Source organism: Natronorubrum halobium (assembly GCF_051351675.1).
In the GTDB taxonomy this organism is placed as follows: Archaea; Halobacteriota; Halobacteria; order Halobacteriales; family Natrialbaceae; genus Natronorubrum.
In genome coordinates this window covers 4,721,750-4,741,423 of sequence record NZ_CP195595.1, presented here as the reverse complement: position 1 = coordinate 4,741,423, position 19,674 = coordinate 4,721,750, and the positions used below count along the sequence as shown (strand labels likewise).

At 63.7% G+C, this 19,674-nt stretch carries 18 protein-coding genes; 9 read left to right on the top strand and 9 right to left on the bottom strand.

Annotation, left to right across the window (positions count from 1 at the left end):
• The first annotated feature begins 121 nt into the window (after window positions 1-121).
• From ACSFC7_RS23675 to ACSFC7_RS23655, 5 genes are all read left to right on the top strand, one after another.
• Entirely contained in the window at window positions 122-1,111 is a 990-nt protein-coding gene (locus tag ACSFC7_RS23675; protein WP_436345507.1) for a DMT family transporter, read from the top strand.
• Between the two features lie 194 nt (window positions 1,112-1,305).
• Window positions 1,306-2,481, top strand: coding sequence for a Fic family protein (locus ACSFC7_RS23670; protein ID WP_436345506.1), 1,176 nt, complete (start codon window positions 1,306-1,308; stop codon window positions 2,479-2,481).
• Between the two features lie 180 nt (window positions 2,482-2,661).
• Window positions 2,662-3,738: a Vms1/Ankzf1 family peptidyl-tRNA hydrolase gene (locus ACSFC7_RS23665; protein ID WP_436345504.1), complete on the top strand. Its 1,077-nt coding sequence runs from the start codon at window positions 2,662-2,664 to the stop codon at window positions 3,736-3,738.
• A 147-nt stretch (window positions 3,739-3,885) separates the two neighbouring features.
• The gene (locus tag ACSFC7_RS23660) at window positions 3,886-4,482 is read left to right on the top strand and encodes a hypothetical protein (RefSeq protein WP_436345502.1); all 597 of its coding nucleotides are present in this window, start codon (window positions 3,886-3,888) and stop codon (window positions 4,480-4,482) included.
• Between the two features lie 102 nt (window positions 4,483-4,584).
• Window positions 4,585-5,430, top strand: a complete 846-nt coding sequence (locus ACSFC7_RS23655; protein WP_436345500.1) for a hypothetical protein — start codon at window positions 4,585-4,587, stop codon at window positions 5,428-5,430.
• Window positions 5,431-5,463: 33 nt separating this feature from the next.
• Here ACSFC7_RS23655 and ACSFC7_RS23650 read toward each other — a convergent pair whose 3' ends face one another.
• Complete coding sequence (locus ACSFC7_RS23650) at window positions 5,464-5,673, bottom strand: DUF2250 domain-containing protein (protein WP_436348030.1); 210 nt, start codon at window positions 5,671-5,673, stop codon at window positions 5,464-5,466.
• Between the two features lie 86 nt (window positions 5,674-5,759).
• Between ACSFC7_RS23650 and ACSFC7_RS23645 the strand changes: the two genes are divergently transcribed.
• The gene (locus ACSFC7_RS23645) at window positions 5,760-6,557 is read left to right on the top strand and encodes an alpha/beta fold hydrolase (RefSeq protein WP_436345498.1); all 798 of its coding nucleotides are present in this window, start codon (window positions 5,760-5,762) and stop codon (window positions 6,555-6,557) included.
• Window positions 6,558-6,730: 173 nt separating this feature from the next.
• Here the strand turns inward: ACSFC7_RS23645 and ACSFC7_RS23640 are convergent, their stop codons facing one another.
• Window positions 6,731-8,047, bottom strand: coding sequence for a YhjD/YihY/BrkB family envelope integrity protein (locus ACSFC7_RS23640; RefSeq protein ID WP_436345496.1), 1,317 nt, complete (start codon window positions 8,045-8,047; stop codon window positions 6,731-6,733).
• Between the two features lie 261 nt (window positions 8,048-8,308).
• On the bottom strand, window positions 8,309-9,430 hold the full coding sequence (locus tag ACSFC7_RS23635; RefSeq protein ID WP_436345494.1) for a tRNA (guanine(26)-N(2))-dimethyltransferase: 1,122 nt from the start codon (window positions 9,428-9,430) through the stop codon (window positions 8,309-8,311).
• A 497-nt stretch (window positions 9,431-9,927) separates the two neighbouring features.
• On the opposite strand from ACSFC7_RS23635, the gene ACSFC7_RS23630 reads away from it, so the two are divergent.
• The gene (locus tag ACSFC7_RS23630) at window positions 9,928-10,818 is read left to right on the top strand and encodes a type 1 glutamine amidotransferase (RefSeq protein ID WP_436345493.1); all 891 of its coding nucleotides are present in this window, start codon (window positions 9,928-9,930) and stop codon (window positions 10,816-10,818) included.
• 39 nt (window positions 10,819-10,857) lie between these two features.
• Here ACSFC7_RS23630 and ACSFC7_RS23625 read toward each other — a convergent pair whose 3' ends face one another.
• Window positions 10,858-12,054, bottom strand: a complete 1,197-nt coding sequence (locus ACSFC7_RS23625) for a sensor histidine kinase (RefSeq protein WP_436345491.1) — start codon at window positions 12,052-12,054, stop codon at window positions 10,858-10,860.
• Window positions 12,055-12,165: 111 nt separating this feature from the next.
• Here ACSFC7_RS23625 and ACSFC7_RS23620 point away from each other — a divergent pair, with 111 nt between their 5' ends.
• Together ACSFC7_RS23620 and ACSFC7_RS23615 are read left to right on the top strand one after the other, a co-directional pair.
• On the top strand, window positions 12,166-12,522 hold the full coding sequence (locus ACSFC7_RS23620) for a hypothetical protein (protein ID WP_436345489.1): 357 nt from the start codon (window positions 12,166-12,168) through the stop codon (window positions 12,520-12,522).
• Between the two features lie 145 nt (window positions 12,523-12,667).
• Window positions 12,668-13,324, top strand: a complete 657-nt coding sequence (locus ACSFC7_RS23615; RefSeq protein WP_436345487.1) for a hypothetical protein — start codon at window positions 12,668-12,670, stop codon at window positions 13,322-13,324.
• A gap of 43 nt (window positions 13,325-13,367) precedes the next feature.
• Here the strand turns inward: ACSFC7_RS23615 and ACSFC7_RS23610 are convergent, their stop codons facing one another.
• From ACSFC7_RS23610 to ACSFC7_RS23590, 5 genes are all read right to left on the bottom strand, one after another.
• On the bottom strand, window positions 13,368-14,567 hold the full coding sequence (locus tag ACSFC7_RS23610; protein WP_436345485.1) for a Cdc6/Cdc18 family protein: 1,200 nt from the start codon (window positions 14,565-14,567) through the stop codon (window positions 13,368-13,370).
• Window positions 14,568-15,654: 1,087 nt separating this feature from the next.
• The gene (hisH, locus tag ACSFC7_RS23605) at window positions 15,655-16,305 is read right to left on the bottom strand and encodes an imidazole glycerol phosphate synthase subunit HisH (protein ID WP_436345483.1); all 651 of its coding nucleotides are present in this window, start codon (window positions 16,303-16,305) and stop codon (window positions 15,655-15,657) included.
• Between the two features lie 249 nt (window positions 16,306-16,554).
• Complete coding sequence (gene phnE, locus ACSFC7_RS23600; protein ID WP_436345481.1) at window positions 16,555-17,649, bottom strand: phosphonate ABC transporter, permease protein PhnE; 1,095 nt, start codon at window positions 17,647-17,649, stop codon at window positions 16,555-16,557.
• On the bottom strand, window positions 17,646-18,425 hold the full coding sequence (locus ACSFC7_RS23595; RefSeq protein WP_436345479.1) for a phosphonate ABC transporter ATP-binding protein: 780 nt from the start codon (window positions 18,423-18,425) through the stop codon (window positions 17,646-17,648). The genes phnE and ACSFC7_RS23595 overlap by 4 nt, the downstream gene beginning before the upstream one ends.
• A 30-nt stretch (window positions 18,426-18,455) precedes the next feature.
• Window positions 18,456-19,526 carry a substrate-binding domain-containing protein gene (locus tag ACSFC7_RS23590; RefSeq protein ID WP_436345477.1) on the bottom strand — a complete coding sequence of 357 codons (1,071 nt, stop codon included), beginning with the start codon at window positions 19,524-19,526 and terminating at the stop codon, window positions 18,456-18,458.
• Between the last annotated feature and the right edge of the window lie 148 nt (window positions 19,527-19,674).

The window sequence follows — 19,674 nt, the reverse complement described above, 5'->3', positions numbered from 1 at the left end:
ATTTTCTGAATTAAACTATATGCCTCGGGCTCATCTGTAGAGACAAGATGTTCCATCCCTCCACGCTCCGTCGATCCCGCGCCGGGGAGTCGTCGGACACCCGCCGAATCGGGGTGAGACCGTGATCGACCGCCGCACACTCGTCTTCTTCGTCCTCTCGAGTGTCTTCTTCGGCGGGACGTTCGTCGCCGCGAAGGCCGGCCTCGAGTACTTCCCGCCGCTGCTGTTCGTGGCGCTCCGGTTCGACGTCGCGGCGCTCATCATGCTGGGCTACGTCGCGCTAACCGCCTCGTACGAGGAACTGCGTCCACGGACGCGCGATGACGTGGTCGGCATCCTCGCGACCGGCGGACTCGTGATCGGGCTGGCGAACGCACTCCTGTTCGTCGGCCAGCAGTACGCCACCAGCGCCGTCGGCGCGATCGTCTTCAGCCTCAACCCGATCCTGACGCCGGTCTTTGCGGCCGTCCTCCTCTCGGACGAGCGCCTCTCGCCCCGCGGCGCGTTCGGGATGGTCCTCGGCCTCCTCGGCGTCGCGCTCGTGGTCAGCCCCGACCCGGCGATGCTGGTCGGCGGCGACGCGTTCGGGCGTGCGATCCTCTTTGCGGGCGCGGTCAGCGCTGCACTCGGTGCGGTCCTCATCCGCCGCGCCGGTTCGAACGCCACGCTCTCGAGCACCGTTCGAATCGCGTGGGGACTGCCCATCGCTGCAGCCCTCAGTCACGGCCTCGCCTGGTCAACCGGCGAGTCGACGGGATCGATCGCGTGGACGACGGAAGCGCTCGTCGCGCTCGCGTACGTCAGCCTCGTCGCCGGCGTCCTCGCGTACATCGCCTACTTCGGGCTGCTCGAATCGACCGGTGCGACCCAGGCCAACCTAGTTTTCTACGTCGTGCCGGTCGTCTCGACGCTGGGCGGCTGGGCGCTGCTCGACGAGTCCATCGCCCCGCTGGCGGTCGTCGGCTTCCTGACGATCTTCGCCGGCTTCGCCGTCATCGGCAGCGAGTCGAGAGACGTGCGGACGCTGCTGCCCGAGTGGGTCGCACACACCCCTGTAGCCGAGGAACGGGCGACGGCGACGGAGGAACCGCGCGGTTACCGGTCCGACTGATCGGCACCGTCAGATTCCGTGCAGAAACGTAGTAGCTACGAAGCGACTGTTCATCCGTAACCGTCTGCTATCCAGAACGATCGTATTCTCGTTAAGCGGCACTAGATGAATGAAGCTCCGAGCATATCGCCTGTTAGTTATATTTGGTGGAGTGGATTTAACTACTGGTGGTCCGTATGTGTTCGTAGTTACGAATGGTACTGCGAGAGTTAGCCGACGACGCTCCCGGACGACTCGTCCCGTACGGACAGCGACCGTATTACAGTCCGGATCCGCTCCCCCCGGATACCGAGTTAGAACTCGACGCGGAGTTCTACGAAACGCTCTCCGAAGCGACCTTTTGGCTCGGAAAACTCAGCGGGTTCGGTCTGACGATCGATTTCTCCCCCGTTCTGACCACCTCGCTGCTCCGGAAGGAAGCGATGGAGTCGTCCGAGATAGAGGGCGCCGATATCGACTACGACGCGCTTTACAGTTTCGAGACCCGATCGCTCGGCGCTGGCGGGTCAGACGGCGAGACGACGACGGCGCCGGACGAAACGAAAGACGTGCAGGAGGTCCTCAACTACGAACGGGCACTCGAGGACGGGATCGAGGCGCTCGAGCGCGGTGACGGCATCTCAATCGATCTCCTCCACACCCTCCACGAAACGCTCCTCGCCGGCGTTCCGGACGACCGACGGGAGACGGACACCATCGGCGCGTTCAAGACGGCTCCGAATCACTTGGGCGAGTTCGTTCCGCCCGTTCCGAGCGCCGTCGACGGGCCCATGGATGCGCTTCTGACGTACGTTCGGACCGGGGGGAGCTATCATTCGCTCGTCGATATCGCGCTCACACACTACCAGTTCGAGACGATTCACCCGTACGGAGACGGTAACGGTCGTCTCGGACGATTGCTCATCACGCTCCAGTTGTACGACGACGGCTACCTCGAGCAGCCGACGCTCTATCTCAGCGAGTACTTCAATCGCTACAAGCAGACGTACGTCGATCGCATGGATGCCGTCCGCAAGTACGGTGAGTGGGAGGCCTGGATCGACTTTTTCGTGACCGGGATCCGCCAGCAGGCGGAGGAAACGCTGTTGCGCTCACAGGAGTTGCACACTCTGCAACAGGAGTACGAGGCCGAATACGGCGACGACTCCGCCGCGTACGCGCGACTCGCGTGCAAACTCTTCGACCAACCGTATCTCACCGCGGCCGTCGCCGAGGAGTTACTCGACGTCGCCAGTCCAACCGCCTATCGGGCGCTCGACCGACTCGAGGAAGCGGGACTCCTCGAGGAGACGACCGGAAAGGAGCGCAATCGGGAGTATCGTGCGCGGGAAATTTTCGAGATTCTCGAGCGACCGCCGCGGACGTACTGACCTCGCTCGAGCGTCGGCGTGATCGCTACCGGCGACGAACACCGCGACTCGAGCCACCCGTTTTGCATGAGTGCGCCGGCCGGTCGCTCAACCGGACACTCCCCGTATCAGGAGTACTCGCCGGCCTCGCGACGCGCCGCTCTCACAGCAGGCCCGGCACGTACACACTCCACCGTATCCATGTCACTCTCGGACTACGAACTACACGACCGACTCGATCGACTCTCGTCTGCCTCGGCTGACCGCGACATCCTCGTCACGCTCGCCGTCCCGCCCGAACAGTCGATCGGCGAGGCCCGCCAGCCCGTCGAGACCGACTACGCGGAGGCGAGCCAACTGGACGAACAGTCGTTCCCGAAACCGCTCACCGACGCCTTAGAGACCGTCCGGAGCGAGTTGAACGACTACGACGAGGTTCCGGAACACGGCCTCGCGATCTACGCCGGGTCCGTCGACGGCGACCTTCTCACGTCGGTCTTCGACGACCTCCCCGTCGCCATCGACGACTCCGTCTACCGCCACGCCAACGAGTTCGACCTCACGCCGCTCGAGGACGTCACCGAACCCGAGTCGACCCACGGCCTGCTGGTGGTCGAACGCGGCGGCGGCGCGCTGGGACTGCTCGACGACGAGGGCGTCCAGACGATCGACACCTTCGAGAGCGAGGTCCCCGGAAAGTCCAGCGCGGGTGGCCAGTCCGCCGAGCGGTTCGAACGCGACCGCGAACGCCAGAAACGCGAGTTCTTCGACGAAGTCGCCGAGCGCGCCGAACGGCAGTTCCTCGGCGACGACCCCGTCGACGGCGTCCTGCTGGGCGGCACGACGGGCACCATCGAGACCTTCCAGGAGGAAGCCGAACTGGACCACCGACTCGAGGATCGCATCGTCGGCGAGTTCGCCGTCGAGTACTCGAGCCAGCAGGGGCTCCAGCAGCTCGCAGAGAGGGGCCAGGAAGCGATCGACGAGCGCGACCGAGAGGCCGTTCGCGAGGCGCTCGACGAGTTCTTCGAAGGGGTCCGCGACGACGAGCCGGTCGCCTACGGACGCGACGAGGTCGACGACGCCCTCGAGTTCAAGGCCGTCGAAACGCTCCTGCTCTCGACGGCACTCGAGGGGACGGCCCTCCAGGAGTTCGGAAATCGAACGGAAGAGCAGGGCGGTGAAACCGTCGTCGTTCCGGACGACTTCCCCGACGGAAACCGGTTCGAAGAGGCGTTCGACGGCGTCGGAGCGCTGTTGCGATTCCCGATCGAGTGACCGGACCGTCGGTCGACTCCCGACATCCCCGCCCGGTAGCCGTTCGCGGCTGTCACCTGGCGGCGAACGTGACTGTCACGGTGTCGAGGGGCCGATATCGCGAACGAATCAGAGGGTTTACGGGCTTTCCCGGCCGTGGAATTACTAATGTGTGCGACTTTCACCGACGATGACGTCGGTAAGCCCGTCGAACGAACCGACGGAAAGGTGATCGGAACGGTCGCCTCGCTCGAATCGGAGGGCGCCTACGTCGAACCGGCACCCGACGTCGTCGACCAGATCAAAGCCCGCTTCGACTGGGGCGAGATCGGCGGTCCGTTCATCCTCGACGAGAGCGATGTCCAGGCGATTTCAGAAACGCGCGTCCACCTCACGGAGGGGTTCTCGCGAGCGGACTCGGCGACGCCGGCAGCGACCGAATCGGCTGCCCGATCGGACGCCGGAACCGACGACGGGACCGGTTCTGCGAGCGAATCGACGACTCCGAGAACGGACTCGACGGGAGACTCGAGCGGTATCGGCCCGTTCGAAACTCGCTTCCAGATCGGTGCCGCAGTCGTCTCGGCGATCGGCTTCCTCGTCGCGGTCCTGTTCGGCTGGACCGGGTATCAGGGATCGACACTGCCCGTCGCCGGCACGGAACTGAGTATCGTCTCCGGAGCGGTCGGCTTCATGCTGCTCTCGTTCTTCAGTGTCGTCGCGCTCGTCGCTGCGATCTACATGGATCCCGGCCTCGACCACTGAGAATCGGAATCGGCGCGACGCGGTCACGTTTCTCGAGCCCTCGAACCATCCCTGACGATTGCAGGCACCACCGGCTTATCTCGAACGCGAGTAGGGTCAGCCATGTGTCCAACGTTTACGGACGACGAGGTCAGCAAACCCGTCGTGAACGACGCCGACGAGGAGATCGGCGTCGTCACGTCGGTCGAGGGCGACATCGCCCACGTCAGGCCGGAGACGGACGCCGTCGGTTCGATTACGTCCTCGATCGGGTGGGACAGCGTCGCCGAAGAGACCCAGCCGCTGAGCAGCGACTCCGTTCGCGAGATCACCGACGATGCGGTTCGGCTCGAGGGTGGCCTGCCGACGACGGATGACGATCCGGCGTCCGAACCCGAATCGGCCGTCGGTACCGACGACCGCGAGGGAACGTCGGAGCCAGCGACCGAACCCGCCGGAGGTTCGGCCGGTATCGAGGAGACCGAAGTCGCCGAGGATCTGCACGACGAAACCGACGAGGAGACGGATTCGATCCACTCGGCGGAAGGGACTGCCACCGACGCGGAGCGGCCGGACTCGGTGGACGAGCGGGGAACGGATCGCGGCCTCGAGGCCGATCCGACCGAACTGGCCAAGCAGGAACCGGAGGCCGAGTTCAATCCCGGCGATACCAGTTCCCGGACCGATGCCGGTGTCGAGCCGGACGACGACCACCGATCGACCGACGCTGCGGTCGACCTCGACGACGACCCGCGGCGGACGGACGCCGCAGTCGACCCCGGCGAACAGCCCCGCCGGACGGACGCGGAGATGGATCCGGATGCGATTCGTGACGCGGACACAGACGACAGTGGCCCGACGACCGAAGATGCGGGCCGCGGGAACCTCGAGGACGGACCCGAAGAACAGCGGATCGGACGTGACGAGGAGTCGGAGGCCGACGACCTCGAGCGCGACGACGAGAGTTGACACCCGCTATCGCGGCTTCGTTCTCGGTAGCGTTCACGCGTCCTCGAAATCGCACAAGAGCCGATGGGCCACGTCGGTCGGCACGTAGTACGTGTGTTTGCGGTGGGTCTCGTCCTTCGGCTTGAGCTTCCGAGATGGTGTCGGCTTCCGTCCGCAGCCGTTCGATCTCGGGCCGGGAGACGACCATCGATTGACTCGACGAGAGGGATGTGTGGTATAGACTCGTTCCGTTGACCGACGAATATCCGGACGGAGCGCTCGGAACGGCGTCTCGAGAGCGCTGTGGATTCCGGGCCGAAGGTTAAGTTGTGCCTCGTGATACGACGGCTATGTCCAGACGCAACGGTGACGACGGAATCGCGGGTATCGACGTCGCTGGTCCCGACGACGGACAATCGATCGTGTTCGTCCACGGCGCGATGTTCACGCGGAAGATGTGGCTGCCACAGATTCGCGGCCTCTCCGACGAGTATCGGATCGTCGCCCCGGATCTGCCGGGCCACGGCGTTCGCGCGGACGAGACGTTTCGGATGGAACCCGCGATCGACCTCCTCGAGCGCGTGATCGGTCGTCACACCGACGGGAACGCGGTGCTGGTCGGCCTCTCGCTCGGCGGCTACGCCGCGACGGAGTACGCCTACCGCCATCCCGGCGACGTCGACGGACTGGTGCTCTCGGGCTCCAGCGCGAACCCGGTCGGCGGCATGGAGGCGCTCGCGCGCGCTACCGGGGCGATCTCTCGACTCGCGACGAAACCCGACGTCAGCAAGCGTCTCGTCGAACGACTCGGGGAACGATGGGTGAACAATCGCGACCTCCCCGAGGACGTCAAGCGGGAGATCCTCGAGGCCGGAATCTACCCGAAGCAGTTCGGCGACGCGGGGCCGGACGTCGCGGGCGTCGACTTCCGCGCGAAACTCTCGACCTATCCCGGCCCGACGCTGGTTCTCAACGGCGAACACGACAAGGTCATGCGCCGCGGCGAGCGCGAACACGCCGCTGCGGCCCAGGACGGACGCATCGAAGTGCTCGCGGGCGTCGGTCACATCTGCAATCTCCACCGGCCGGAGACGTACACCGCTCGCGTTCGAAACTTCGTTCGACAACGCGTTGCGGCGCCGCGCTAGCGCTGTTCTGCGGCGGTTCGGTTGCGACTGTAGCGGCGAAGGCGAGGAGCACTGGAAAACGGGTCCGACGGGACGTCAACGGAGGGGCGAATACCGAGACGGCGTCACGCGGGGGACGGATACCGAGACGGCGTCACGCGGGGGACGGATGGTGGTGCGAGCGAGTTGGTGGCTCAGGAGCGCCGATCGCCGATCGCGTCGCGGATCCGGCCGGGAATCCCGAGCACGGAGATCCCGAAGCCGAATAGCACCATCAGGGCGTAGACGCCCAGGGTCGAGGTCCAGACGACGAACATCGCCAGAATGGCCCAGCCGCCCGAGAGGAAGTAAAACGCCGCGATGGACATCGCCGTCCCGTACAACAGGACGAGATACGGTCCCCAGTCGCGAGCGTGGCCGCGACGGTACTTGCGGCGGACGTAGCGTTTGAGTTCGCTCTCGAGGGACTCTTTCCTGACGGTACGACTCTCGACGTTGTCCTCGAACGACTCGACACGGTCGCGCAGCCGTTCGATCTCCTCTCGAAGCGCTTCGGGATCGTCGGATCGGTCTCGAGTCCGGGCACTCCGGCGGGTACTCGTCCCCGTACCGGCCGTTTGCGCACCCGTCCCTGCTTGGTCCTTCGTCGCCCCCTCGTCGGCACCCGTGGCGTCGTCGGTCATCGCTTCTGTCCAAAACTGTCGAGCGCCGGGACTTTGTAGCTGCCGATCCGCTTCACGGTCGGCGAGGACGGCATTGATGACGGCACCGAAGACGAGGATGATCGCGCCGACGTACAGCCAGATGAGCACGAGAAAGACGGCTCCGAGCGCGCCGTAGACGGCGTAATCGCCCGCAACGGCGGCGTACAGACCGAAGGTCCGACTGAGAACGAACCAGCCGACGGCGGCGACGATCGTCCCGGGAACGGCCTCCCGAATGTCGACGTCTGCGTTCGGAAAGACGACGTACAGCGGCAGGAACGTCACCGCCAGGCCGAGCACGACGAGGATCGGGCCGACGATGGCGACGCCGAGGAACGGAACGAACCGAATCAGCAACTCGAGGCCCCCGACGAGCGCGAGGCCGAACGAGATCACGAGGAAGACGATCATCGCGTCCCAGACCGTGTCGACGAACGACTTCGAGGCCGCGGTACCGTAGATCTGTGAGAACGCTCGATCGAGCCCGCGAAGGACCCGACTCGAGCCCCACAGCAGTCCCAGTGCACCGAAGACGGTAGCCCCCTGTCGCCCGGTGTCGTCGAGGACCGTGTCGGCGAGGATCTCCTGGGCCGACGGCGTGAGGACGTCGCTCGCCGCTGCCGTGAGTTGGGCCGCGAGCGCTTCCCCTCCGAGCGAGGCGGCGATCCCTAACCCCAGCAACATCAGCGGGACGAGCGAGATGAAGCCGTAGAAGGCGACGCCGGCCGCCAGCAGCGTCAGCTGTTGGCTCTGAGCGAGGCCGACGACGGCGGTCGCGAACTCGAGGCCCTGTCTCCGGTCGATCACGTCTCAGAACTGTCTGCGGCCAGCGCAATATGCGGTCGTGTGGCACAGGCCTGCAAACTGAAAGCGGCTGTCTCGAGTCCAGTTTCGCTCGAGACTCCGGTCGTCGCCATTACCGTTTACTGCCACGTCGGGTGGACGACACGGAGCGACGACGCTGTCCTCGGGAGCGTCAGCGACCGAGGGCTCGAAAGACGCGGAACGTCTTTGCCGTCCCGACTGCGGCGTGACGACTCGTTCGGCTGTACGCCGACCTCGACTCGCTCACTCGAGATTCGCTTCGGTCGCCTCGAAAATCTCGGCGACGCTCGCGTCCGACTTGAACGTCGTCCCGCCGTAGTGGGTGAAAGAGGCATCGTAGCCTGCGTCCCGGAGATCCGCGAGGAAGTCGTCCATCGCGTTGGCCGGCAGTCCCCAGTTCTTGCACAGTTTGTGCTGGTCGTAGTAGGTCGGCACGTCGAGTTCGGCCTCGAGCGTCTCGCAGAGTTCTCGAGCCTTCTCCGCGGTTCCGAACGCGTCGGGAATCTGCTCCCGAACCGCCGCCGTGAACTCGCGGTCGCGGTAGGGGCCGAGCCAGACCGGGCCGGCGACGAGGATCCGCTCGCCGCCGCAGTTTGGGCAGGACTCGAGCGGGTCCGCGACCAGTCCGTACTCGGCCTCGCGGTGGAGACAGTCCTCGCAGTGGGAGAGGTGGCCGAGGTTCTCGAGGGCGGCGTCGGCGGCCGTCGGCTTCCGATCGAGTTCGAGGTAGGTCCGGACGTAGTGGCTCGTCGCGTGGGTGAGGATCGGTTCGACGCCGACGTCGAAGCGGGCGGCGCTGCGAGCGAGCGCGGAGAGGAGGATCCGCACGCCCATCTCGGTGTGATAGTCGGTGTTCTGGGGATGGGCGCCGTAAGACCGGACGCCGCTGTTGAAGTGGGCGCCACAGAGCGGTGCGGTGTCGGTCGCCGTCACGCAAACCAGATCCCGACAGCGCGCGAAGGCCGCGTCGGCGAAGGGCATCGGCGTCCCGTAGGGATCGAGATCGATCACGTCGAACATCGACTCGTGCATGAGCGCGTTGACGTTGCGGTGTTCGATCCTCGACCCCTCCTCGAGGTCGTTTCGCTCGAGGTTCGCCCGCGCGAGGTCGATGGCTTCCTCGTCGATATCACAGCAGGTTACCCGCCAGCCGTCGTCGGCCGCTCGAACGCCACGGATACCGCTCGCGGTCATCGCGTCGAGATACGACTCCGCACGATCTTCGCGCTCGCGAAAGGCCCGCAGCGTCGCGATCGTCAGATCTCGGTTCAACTCCTGTCGCGGGTTGTAGAACACCGACTCCTCGACGCCCTCCGTCTGTTCGCCGGGGACCTCGAGTTCGACCCCGCCCTCGGTGACGCGCATACCTCCTGTCGACGGGCGACCGCGAAAAACGACGTGGTCTGTGGTGATGGCCCGTCGGCACTCGTCTTCGGCGTCGAACGGGACCACTTGATCCCCGAACCGTCGAACGGGCCCTCGATTTCCAAACTATCGACCGTTGTCACGTCGGTTTCTCGGTTTTCTCGGTCCACAACCACGGTCATATCGGTTTCTCGGCTGTCGACCGGTGTTCGCGTCGAGCAGACACCGTCTAACGAGTCGATACTAATCCGATAGCGTTCTTTTCGATACTCCGAGGTGTGGAGTACATATGTCCAGTAAATACGGACATACTACCTGAATAGCGGTTGATATCGGTTTATCATTAATTATACCGTTAGAAAGTCCTTTGTAGCCAGCATCCCTTCCATTTGTATATCGATGCCCCGGCCCCCGTTGATACGCTTTGGTTCACGAACGATCGCCTCCTCGAGCACACCAGACCGAACAGCGCCGGTTCTACTGGAGTGGGGCGACACGTGAGCGCCCCGTCGACCGACGAGCGGGCTGACGGACGCGAACACACTGAGACGAACGACCGTCCCGACCGGTTACGAATCGCACTGCTGAACGCGGCGCACAAACGCGGCACGACCCAGCGAAACTTCGAGCGGGAACTCGACGCCGACCTCGTCGAGTTTCACTGTCCGTCGGGCGAACTCCCCGAAACGTTCGCGTTCGACGCCTGTGTCGTCACCGGCTCGAGCGCCTCCGTCTACTGGGACGAGCCGTGGATCGGCGCGCTGAAGGAGTGGGTCGGCGAGGCCGTCACAGCGGGACTGCCGTTTCTGGGCGTCTGTTACGGCCATCAGCTACTCGCGGACGTCCTCGGCGGCCGCGTCGAGGCCATGGGTGAGTACGAGATCGGCTACCGGGCCGTCGAACACGACGGAGCGAATCGCCTGTTGACGGGCATCGACGACCGGTTCACCGTCTTCACGACACACTCGGATCGCGTGGCCGAGGCGCCGCCGGGCGCGACGGTGTTCGCCAGAAACGAGTACGGCATCCACGGTTTCCAGCGGGACCGCGTCTTTGGGGTCCAGTTCCACCCCGAGTACGACGCGACGACGGCGGAGCGGGTCACGGCCGGAAAAGAGGGCGAACTCGAGGACGAACGGATTCGGGCCGTCCTCGGGGGGATCGACGCCGAGACCTACGAGGTCGCCTGCGAGGCCAAGCGACTCTTCGACAACTTCACCGGATTCGTGCGGGAGCAGCGGAACGTGCGGCTCGCTGCCGACGCGCGTGTCGACGCCGCCGGCGATATCGGCGTCAGCGCGAGTGCCGCTGGCGAGACCGGTGTCGATGCGGGTGCCGACGCCGCTACGGCGGAGTGGCTCTCGGACTCGCCGGTCGACTCGAGGTAATCGCCCACCGTTGAACTACCGTGGGACAGCGAGCCGGCGTCACGAACCTCGATCGGCGACGGCCGGCAGGGTCACCGAAAACGTCGATCCCTCGCCGGGGTCGGAGTCGACTCGGATCTCGCCGCCGTGGCGCTCGACGATCCGCCGACAGAGCGCGAGTCCGAGTCCGGTCCCCTCGTACTCCTCACGGCCGTGGAGTCGCTGAAAGAGGTCGAAGACGCGATCCTGATCCGCGGGATCGATGCCGATGCCCTCGTCCGCGACCGAGACCGTCCAGTTCGACCCGGTTCGTTCGGCGGTGACGTGCACTCGCGGCGGGTCGTCGCCGCTGTACTCGATCGCGTTCGACAGCAGGTTCTGGAACACCTGCCGTAACTGGCTGGCGTCACCCTCGACGCTCGGCAACGCCTCGATCTCCACCGTCGCGTCGCTCTCGGCGATCTGCACCTCGAGGTCTTTCAGCACGGCCGCGAACACCTCCTCCAGGTCGACCGGTTCGAACGGGTCGCCCTGCGTCTCGACCCTGGAGTACTCGAGGAGGCCGTCGATCATCGCGCGCATGCGCTCGGCGCCGTCGACGGCGAACTCGATGAACTCGCGGCCGTCGGCGTCCAGCCGATCGCCGTACCGGCGCTCGACGAGCGTGAGGTAATTCGTGATCATCCGCAGCGGCTCCTGGAGGTCGTGCGAGGCCGCGTACGCGAACTGCTCGAGTCGCTCGTTGGACGCCTCGTATTCGCGATTTGCCGACTCGAGTTGCACGACCGTCTCGTCGAGTCGTGCTTTCATCCGCCTCAACTCTTGATTGCGTCGTCTGAGTTCGTGCGCTCGCGTCTTGGCCAGCGCGTCGTGGACGCCGACGCCGAAGCCGGCGACGCTCCCGAACGCCGTGAGGACGAGCACGGCCCGAACCGGATCGCTAACGCTCTCGGCGGGCTCGAGTTGGTAGAGGGCGAGAATGGCGAGGAGGAGTCCGACCCCGCCGAAACACCAGCGCGCGATCGTCGGATAGAACGCGGCCTGGACGTCGGTCCGCACCAATCGACGACTGCCGTACAGCAGCACCAGCCCGGGAGTACCGATAAAGCTGGAGACGAGAACCACGTTCGAAACTGGGTATCCGTCGATCAGTTGGGTGGACGCCCACGCGAACGCGAGCGCGACGTACACTGTTCCGAGGGCCGCGATCGTACCGCGCCCTCCGGCAGCAGACAGCAACCGGCGCCAGCGGGTCATTGAATCTAGTCGGACCGGAAGCTATTTTTGGGTTGCGCCGTCGCTGGCGTCCGCTCCGCCGCCGCGACCGACAACCAAACCGATTTTACAGTTGCGCGCACAGTTGCGGTCGTGTCGGAGGCCAACCCAGTCGATCGATGGCAGGCAGCCCTCGAGGAGGCGGGCGAACTCACGCCCGAGATCGTCGGGCAGATCTCCCGCGTCCACGGTGACCGCGGGGTCCGCGCGATCGAGGCCGTCGGCGAGAACCGGGTCAAAGCCTACCGCGATTTCACGATCGTCGTCGGCTACGAGGACGAGTACATCGTCGAGGACGGCGGCTGTACCTGCAAGGACAGCGAGTACAACTTAGACGACGACGATCCGACCGACTACTGCTGGCACGTGCTCGCCGTCGCCATCGCTCGCCGGGTCGGTCATGTCGACTACCACGACATGTGGTACTCGGAGGTCCGCGAACTGTTGTAACCGGACTCGAGTCGTCTATCCTGACACGTTGAGTACAAGTTTCGGTGCTCGACCCCGATTTCGAACTGGCCATACGTCTCAACGAAAACGAGTCTCACCGTCGACATGAATGGCGTTTGAAGTAGGTCTCTGGTGGAACAGTCGTATGCGCCGACGTTACTATCTCGCCGCCAGTCTCGGACTGCTAGCCCCGATCGTCGGATCGCCGGGTGTGATTGCTAACACCGTCCAGGAGACCGATGACGAAGACGAAACAAACCCCTCCCCACTCGAGTTCGAGGGTACCGGAGCGACAGTTAGCGACGAGTTCGAACTCGAGGGCGGTGTGACGATCGCCGAAACTGTCCACGACGGTGAGTCGAACTTTATCGTCGAGTTAGTACCGACGGACGGCGGTTTCGAGGAACTGTTGGTCAACGTGATCGGAGACTTCGACGGAGCCTCGGGCGTTCTCGCAGAGGAAGGGACGTATCTCTTGGATGTCGATGCGGACGGCGACTGGGAACTCGAGATCCTACAACCGCGTGCGACGGAAGACGAGTCCGATACATTACCGATCGAACTCGAGGGCGAGGAACCGGCGTGGGACGGGCCGTTTCAGTTCGACGGACTCGGGCAAGCACATGGTACATACGAGGGCGAGGGGAATTTCATCGTCGAAATCCTTCCGCAGGACGACCAGTTTTCGGAACTCGTCTTCAACGAACTCGACGAATTCGACGGCGAGACGACGTTCGATGTCGATGGAATCGGCTACGTGACGATCGAAGCTGATGGTCCCTGGTCGCTAGCGATGGAGTGACGGTCGAAACGTGGGCGACCGCTCGCGATTAAGACATTTGCCGTCAGTCTGACTCGTTACAGGCCGCGATGATGACCTCGGGATCGTCGATCAACCGGTTCTCCATGTAGTTCCCCTTCCCCTTGCCGGCCCACTTGCGCTCCTGATCGATGATCGAGAGGAACTCGAGTTCCGAGAGGATATCCCGTACCCGACGGAGTTTCAGGTGGTCGGACTGGTCTCGCTCGCAGAGCCGTTTGTAGAGGTCGTAGACCTCGTTCGTCGTCACCGGCGCGTCGTCGTTCCCCGTCTGCTGGGTGCGGAGTGCCATCGCCTCGAGGACGAGTTTCGCGTGGCTCGGACTCTTCGAGATGAGTTCGGCGAGTCGGCTGGTCTCCTCGCGCTCGTGGGCTTGGTCGACGCAGTCCTCCGTGACACGCTCGAGGTCGTTCTCTTCGGCGATCTCGCCGGCAAAGCGGAGGATGTCGATCGCCTTCCGCGCGTCGCCGTGTTCCCGGGCGGCGAGTGCGGCGACCCGGGGGACGACGCCGTCTTCGAGGACGCCCTCGTGAAACGCGTCGGCGCGCGACCGCAGGATCTCTCGGATCTGGGTCGCGTCGTACGGCGAGAAGACGTACTCGCGCTCGCAGAGACTCGATTTGATGCGCTCGTCGAGGGAGTCCTTGTACCGAACCTTGTTCGAGATGCCGATGACGCCGACGGTGCTCTCGGTGAGTTTTCCGGACTCGACGGCTCGCGAGAGCTGCATCAGGATATCGTCGTCTTCGATCTTGTCGACCTCGTCCAGGATGATGAGTGCGACGCCGTATCGGTTGTCGACGATCTCCCACAGTCGGCGGTAGTACTCGGCCGTGCTCAACCCCGAGTGGGGGATCGAGATTCCCGTCGCGTCCTGTTCGTTGAGCTGGTGACCGGCGGACTGAACGGCCTGCGTCTCCGTCGACTCCTGCAGGCAGTCGACGTAGGCGACGCCGATCGACACCGCGTCCTGTTTCGCACGCTCGACGGCCTGGTTCGTGATGAACTTCGAACACAGCGATTTCCCGGTTCCCGTCTTTCCGTAGACGAGGACGTTGTTCGGCGTGTTGCCGCGCGTCGCCGGTTTGATCGCGTTCGCGAGGTTCGTCAACTCGTCCTCGCGACCGATGATCCGATCACCGTCGGGAAGGTGCGAGACCTGCAGTAGCTCCTTGTTCTGAAAGATTTCGTTTTCGCTTCCGAAGTAGTCCATCGAGTCCGACATTCAGCTATCACGGACATCACACAGCCGTGACTTAACTGTTCGGGACCCGATTGCCGCTGTATAACACGGGATTGGTGGGCTTGCCCCCTTCAAAGCGGTAAAATACACCCCTCGATGCCGCTGTATCGTTTCTGTGGAACCCCGTGGTTCCGCTGTATAGATCCCCGCGGTTCTGCTATATAGGTCCCCGCGGTTCCGTCGTATAGGTTCCTACGATCCCGCTGTAGAGGCCGTGCGCCGTCTCGGTTACGTCGACGCTTGGATCCCCGGTGTGCACTCCCACCGGTTGGCCCCAGAGTGCCGCTGTACGAATCCCGGTAGCAGCCGTCGTGCGGTGCCGTCTCGTCGTGGCGGTACCCCGCAGTGCCGCTGTATCGCGGGGTCCCGCTCGCGTCGAAGCACGAGACGGCTGCTGGCACCCTCGATTCGGTACCGTAGTTCCGCTGTATGGATTCAAAAGGATTTCTACAGGAATCGAGTCGACGATTCTACACCCCTCGGTGCCGCTGTATGTTGGGTCACACACCCCGCGGTGCCGCTGTAACGGTGTAGGGGTGTTGGAGTAGCTGAACCCCCGGTTGGACTGCGATAACTCGAGGGGAGCATCCGTCACGCGGGGCGATCGGAAGCGGACGGTGACGAACGACGACGGTCCAGTTCGACTCGAACGACGAGACCGCGTTCAAAACCGACGCCGTCGCTCCGCGTTCAATACCCTCAGTGGTCGGTGACACACGACTAGTATTTAGCAGTGATGGTCTGGATGAGTGACTCGATCGAGAATCGTTCTGCCGATCATCACCGATTCTGACGAATTCCCGGGCAATTAGTTCTCTCTCGCACCTATACAGCGGCACCGCGGGGTGTGTCCCCGACTCAAACCGATCGAATCCGGTTCGATTCCCTCGGGGACTCGTCTGCCTCGAGAAGTCTGCCTCGAGAAGCCTGAATCCAGCACAAATCCCAAAAGCGACCCAAAACGAACCGGAACGGAAACCGAGCCAAAACCGAAGCAAAACCGAACTAACACCGCTCGCTTTGAACTCGAACCAACACCGCACCCTCCCGCTAGCCGTTCGCGGTCCGATCACTCCTCGGCGCAGATCTCGACGAAGTTCCGCAGGATCTGCAATCCGGTCTCGCCGCTCTTTTCGGGGTGGAACTGGGTCCCGAAGACGTTTCCCGCCTCGTTGGAGACGATCGAGGGAAACTCGAGTTCGTAGTCGGTCGTCGCAACTGCCGCGCTCTCGTCGTCGGGCACGGCGTAGTAGGAGTGGACGAAGTAGGCGTACCGACCGTCGACACCGTCCACGAGCGGGTGGTCACGCTCCACGTCCAACTCGTTCCAGCCCATGTGGGGGACCTTCTGGCCCTCCGCGAATCGAACGTTGGTGCCCGGAATCAGGTCGAGCCCCTGGACGGCCGACTCGCCGTCGTTCTCACCCTCTTCGCTGGTCGTCAGCAGCATCTGCATCCCGAGACAGATGCCGAAGAGCGGCGTTCCGGACTCGGCGACCTCGAGGAGGTCCTCCCGAAGCGGATCGGCGTTCTCGACGCCCTCGCGGAACGCGCCGACGCCGGGGAGGACGACGCCGTCGGCCGCGGCGAAGGCGTCCGGATCGTCGGTAATCTCGACGTCGGCACCCGCACGCTCGAGGCCGCGGGTGGCGCTGCGCAGGTTCCCCAGTCCGTAGTCGACGATGACGACGGACGCGAGAGATTGCTGGGTAGCACTCATGTCTGCAGATCGGAGGCCGAACGGCAAGTGGGTTTCCATCCGCGCAGTCTTCGCGATACCCATGCGGTCCTCCGATACGCTACACTGTCGAATTTGAGGGTACGACCGGAACAAATCGAAGAGTTGGAGCGAACCGAAGAACCGGAACGTACTGACAAACTGAAGAACCGGAACGTACTGACAAACTGAAGAACCGGATCGAACCGAACAAAACGAGTCCGTCGGAACGGTGGTGACGGCTGAACGCCGCTACTTCATCGCCGAGTCGGCCATCCGGTTGGGGAAGCCGAAGATCAGTTCCCGCCAGCCCATCTTCTCCTCGTCGGAGCGGAGTCTGGCGCGCAGGCGCTGGCTGAACAGTTCGACGCTGATGATGAGCAGGAAGATGCACAGCAGCGTCGCCATCATGTTCGTCCAGTTGAGCAGTCCCTGCTGGACTTCCACGACCTGTCCGAGTCCGCCGGCACCGTAGACACCGACGGTGACCGCGATGCGGACGTTGATCTCGAGGATGTACAGCGTCCAGGCGATGAACGACGTCCTGACCTGGCTCAACATCCCGAAGACGATCGTCTGCGGTCTGTTCGCACCGGTCGTCTCCATCGCCTCGATCGGGCCGTCCGAGATCTCCTCGAGTTCGTCGACGAACAGCCGACCGAGGTTCCCGATGGTGTCGACCATGATCGCGAGCGTCGCGGCGACGGGGCCGAGCCCGGCGAGCGGGATGAAGATCAGCGTCCAGACGAGCGCCGGAATCGATCGGATGAACGACATCGTCCCGCGGAAGATGAAGTTGAACGGGAACGGCGTGACTCGCTCGGAGCCGAGGACGCCGAAGAGCAGTGCGAACGGCAGGCCGAGGATGGTTCCGACGACGCCCATCGCGAGCGTGATGCCGGCCTCACCGAAGATCGCGAAGATTCCGAGGCCCCCGATCAGACCGCCGACTTCGGGATCGAACAGGAGGTTCTCCTCGCGAATGTACGAGAAGTACTGTCCGAAGTCGATGAACGGAATCGCGTCGAAGTACTCCGTGGTCGGGAAGAAGTTTCGCAGCGACTCGCCGAAGAAACTCCAGTTGAGGAACTCGGTAAAGATTTCGATCGCGCTGAGCCCCTGGACGAAGATAAAGCCGATGAGAGAGAGGACCGCCACACCACCGATCGCCCGGCGTCGTCGCCGTTGCCGGATGCTCTCGAACTGTTCCGTGAGTCGTTCGTCGCGTTTCAGTTCGTCGGCGGCATCGGCCGTCGGCTGCCCGCCGCCGGTCGTCGGCCGGCCACCGTCGGTGGATATGACTGCATCGGAGTCGGTCTCGTCGGATCCGTCGTCGGGTCGGCTCACGGCGTCACCTCCGATTCGCTGTCGCCGCTCGAGTCCGCGTCGACGAACATCCCTTCAGTATCGATATCGCCGTAGATCTCGTCGATCGCGTCGATCGTCAACTCGTCGCGATAGCCGTCGAAGACCTTCTCACCGTCACGAAGGCCGATGAACCGCTCGCCGAATTTGCGGGCGATGTTGACCTGGTGGAGGCTGATAAACGTCGTGAGGTCCCGCTCGACCGTACTCGACTGGAGGTAGCGCATCACTTCCTGTGCGCTCCCGGGATCGAGACTCGCGACCGGCTCGTCGGCGAGCAGTACCTCCGGTCGCTGTACCAGCGCGCGGGCGATTCCGACCCGCTGTTGCTGGCCGCCGCTCATTCGTCGCGCTTTCTGTTCGGCTTCGTCGAGGAGTCCGACGGTATCGAGCGCGTCGAGAGCCCGATACTTCTCCTCGTCCGATTGGAGCTGGAGGAAGCTCTCGACGAACGAACTGCGGCTCATGCTGCCGGACAGTGCGTTCGAGTACGCCGTCAGATCGCCGATAATGTTGTGCTGCTGGAAGATCATCGCCACCTCGGGACGAGGGGCGATCATCGGCTCGCCGTCGATCCGTATCTCGCCGGCCGTCGGTTTCGTCAGCGCCGACATACATCGAAGAAGCGTTGATTTTCCGGACCCCGATACACCGAGAATGATGACGAACTCACCCGGCGGTACCTCGAACGAGACGTCGTCGAGTGCGAGGACGTCGCCGTACCGCTTGGTGAGTCCGTCGACTACAACTTTAGACATGGTAATCGATAGTCTTCAACTCGGGAGCGCTCAGTCGAGTTCCTCGGGTTCGAGCCCGAGTTCCTCGAGGAGATCGACGACCGGCTGGTAGTCGTCCTCGGTCGCCGGTTCGATGCCGTCGAACCAGAGGCCGTGGTCCTCGAACGTCTGGAGGTCCTCTTCTTCCTCGTCGGTGAGTTCGTCCTCGTCCTTGTCGAGGATCTCCGGGTCGATGCCGAGTTCGTCCGCGAGGTCTTCGTCGTCGTGTTCGAAGGCTTCCGACGGTGCCTCGAGCATCAGTTCCTCGAGTTCCTCGCGGACCGGGTCGTCCCAGTTCGAACGGGCCACGATCGGTGCTCGCGGGATCGGATCGGAGACGCCGAGCAACTGGAGTTCCGGATCGCGGGATCCGGCGTTCTCGTACTCGACGGAGATATCGACGTAGTCCTCGGACAGTTCGTCGAACTGTTCCGCGGGGACGTGAGGTCCCGCCGAGAACGCACCGGTCGCGGCGGCGGCGACGTCCGGGTTCTCGATGAGTTGTTTGCGGGCGGTGTCGTGGTCCGAGTACCGTGCAGTGAAGTCCTCGGGGTCGCCGTCGGGTGCGCCGCCGGTGTCGAGGCCGGCCTCTTCGAGCATCAGCATGGGGAACAGCGTCCCCGAGACCGACGTCGCAGCGCCGAACGCGATCTCCTCGCCCTCGAGGTCGGTCAACTCGTCGATCCCGCTATCGGGAGTCGTCGTGATGAGCGAGAAGTACTGTTCGGCACCGAACGCGAGGCGCATCCCGACGACGTCGATGTCGCCGGGGATCTGGGCGACCGCACCGGGCGAGGTGTCGGCGAAGTCGCCGCGGTCGCCCTGCATCTCGAGGACGGTCGAACTGTAGTCGGACGTCTGGACGCCCTCGATTTCGACACCGGCCTCTGATTCGAGGTACTCGAACAGCGGCTGGTACTGCAGTTCGATGTCGACGGTTTCCTCTGCAGGATTCATGACCCACGAAATCACGTCCGAGTCGTCGCTGCCACCAGTACAGCCGGCGAGGCCGGCCATCCCCACTGCCCCGGCGCTTTTCAAAACCGTTCGTCGATCCGTTGCCCACCGATCGGTATCGGACATAGCAGTGACTATGCATGAATTTATTTAGTAGTTTCTATGTTACCTACGTAGTCGTCCATCGATAGGTGCCATAATGATCTGAAGACGTTTATCTAACTGGAACAAATCCATAAATGTCCACCTATAACCCGAATTGTTTGAAATAGTA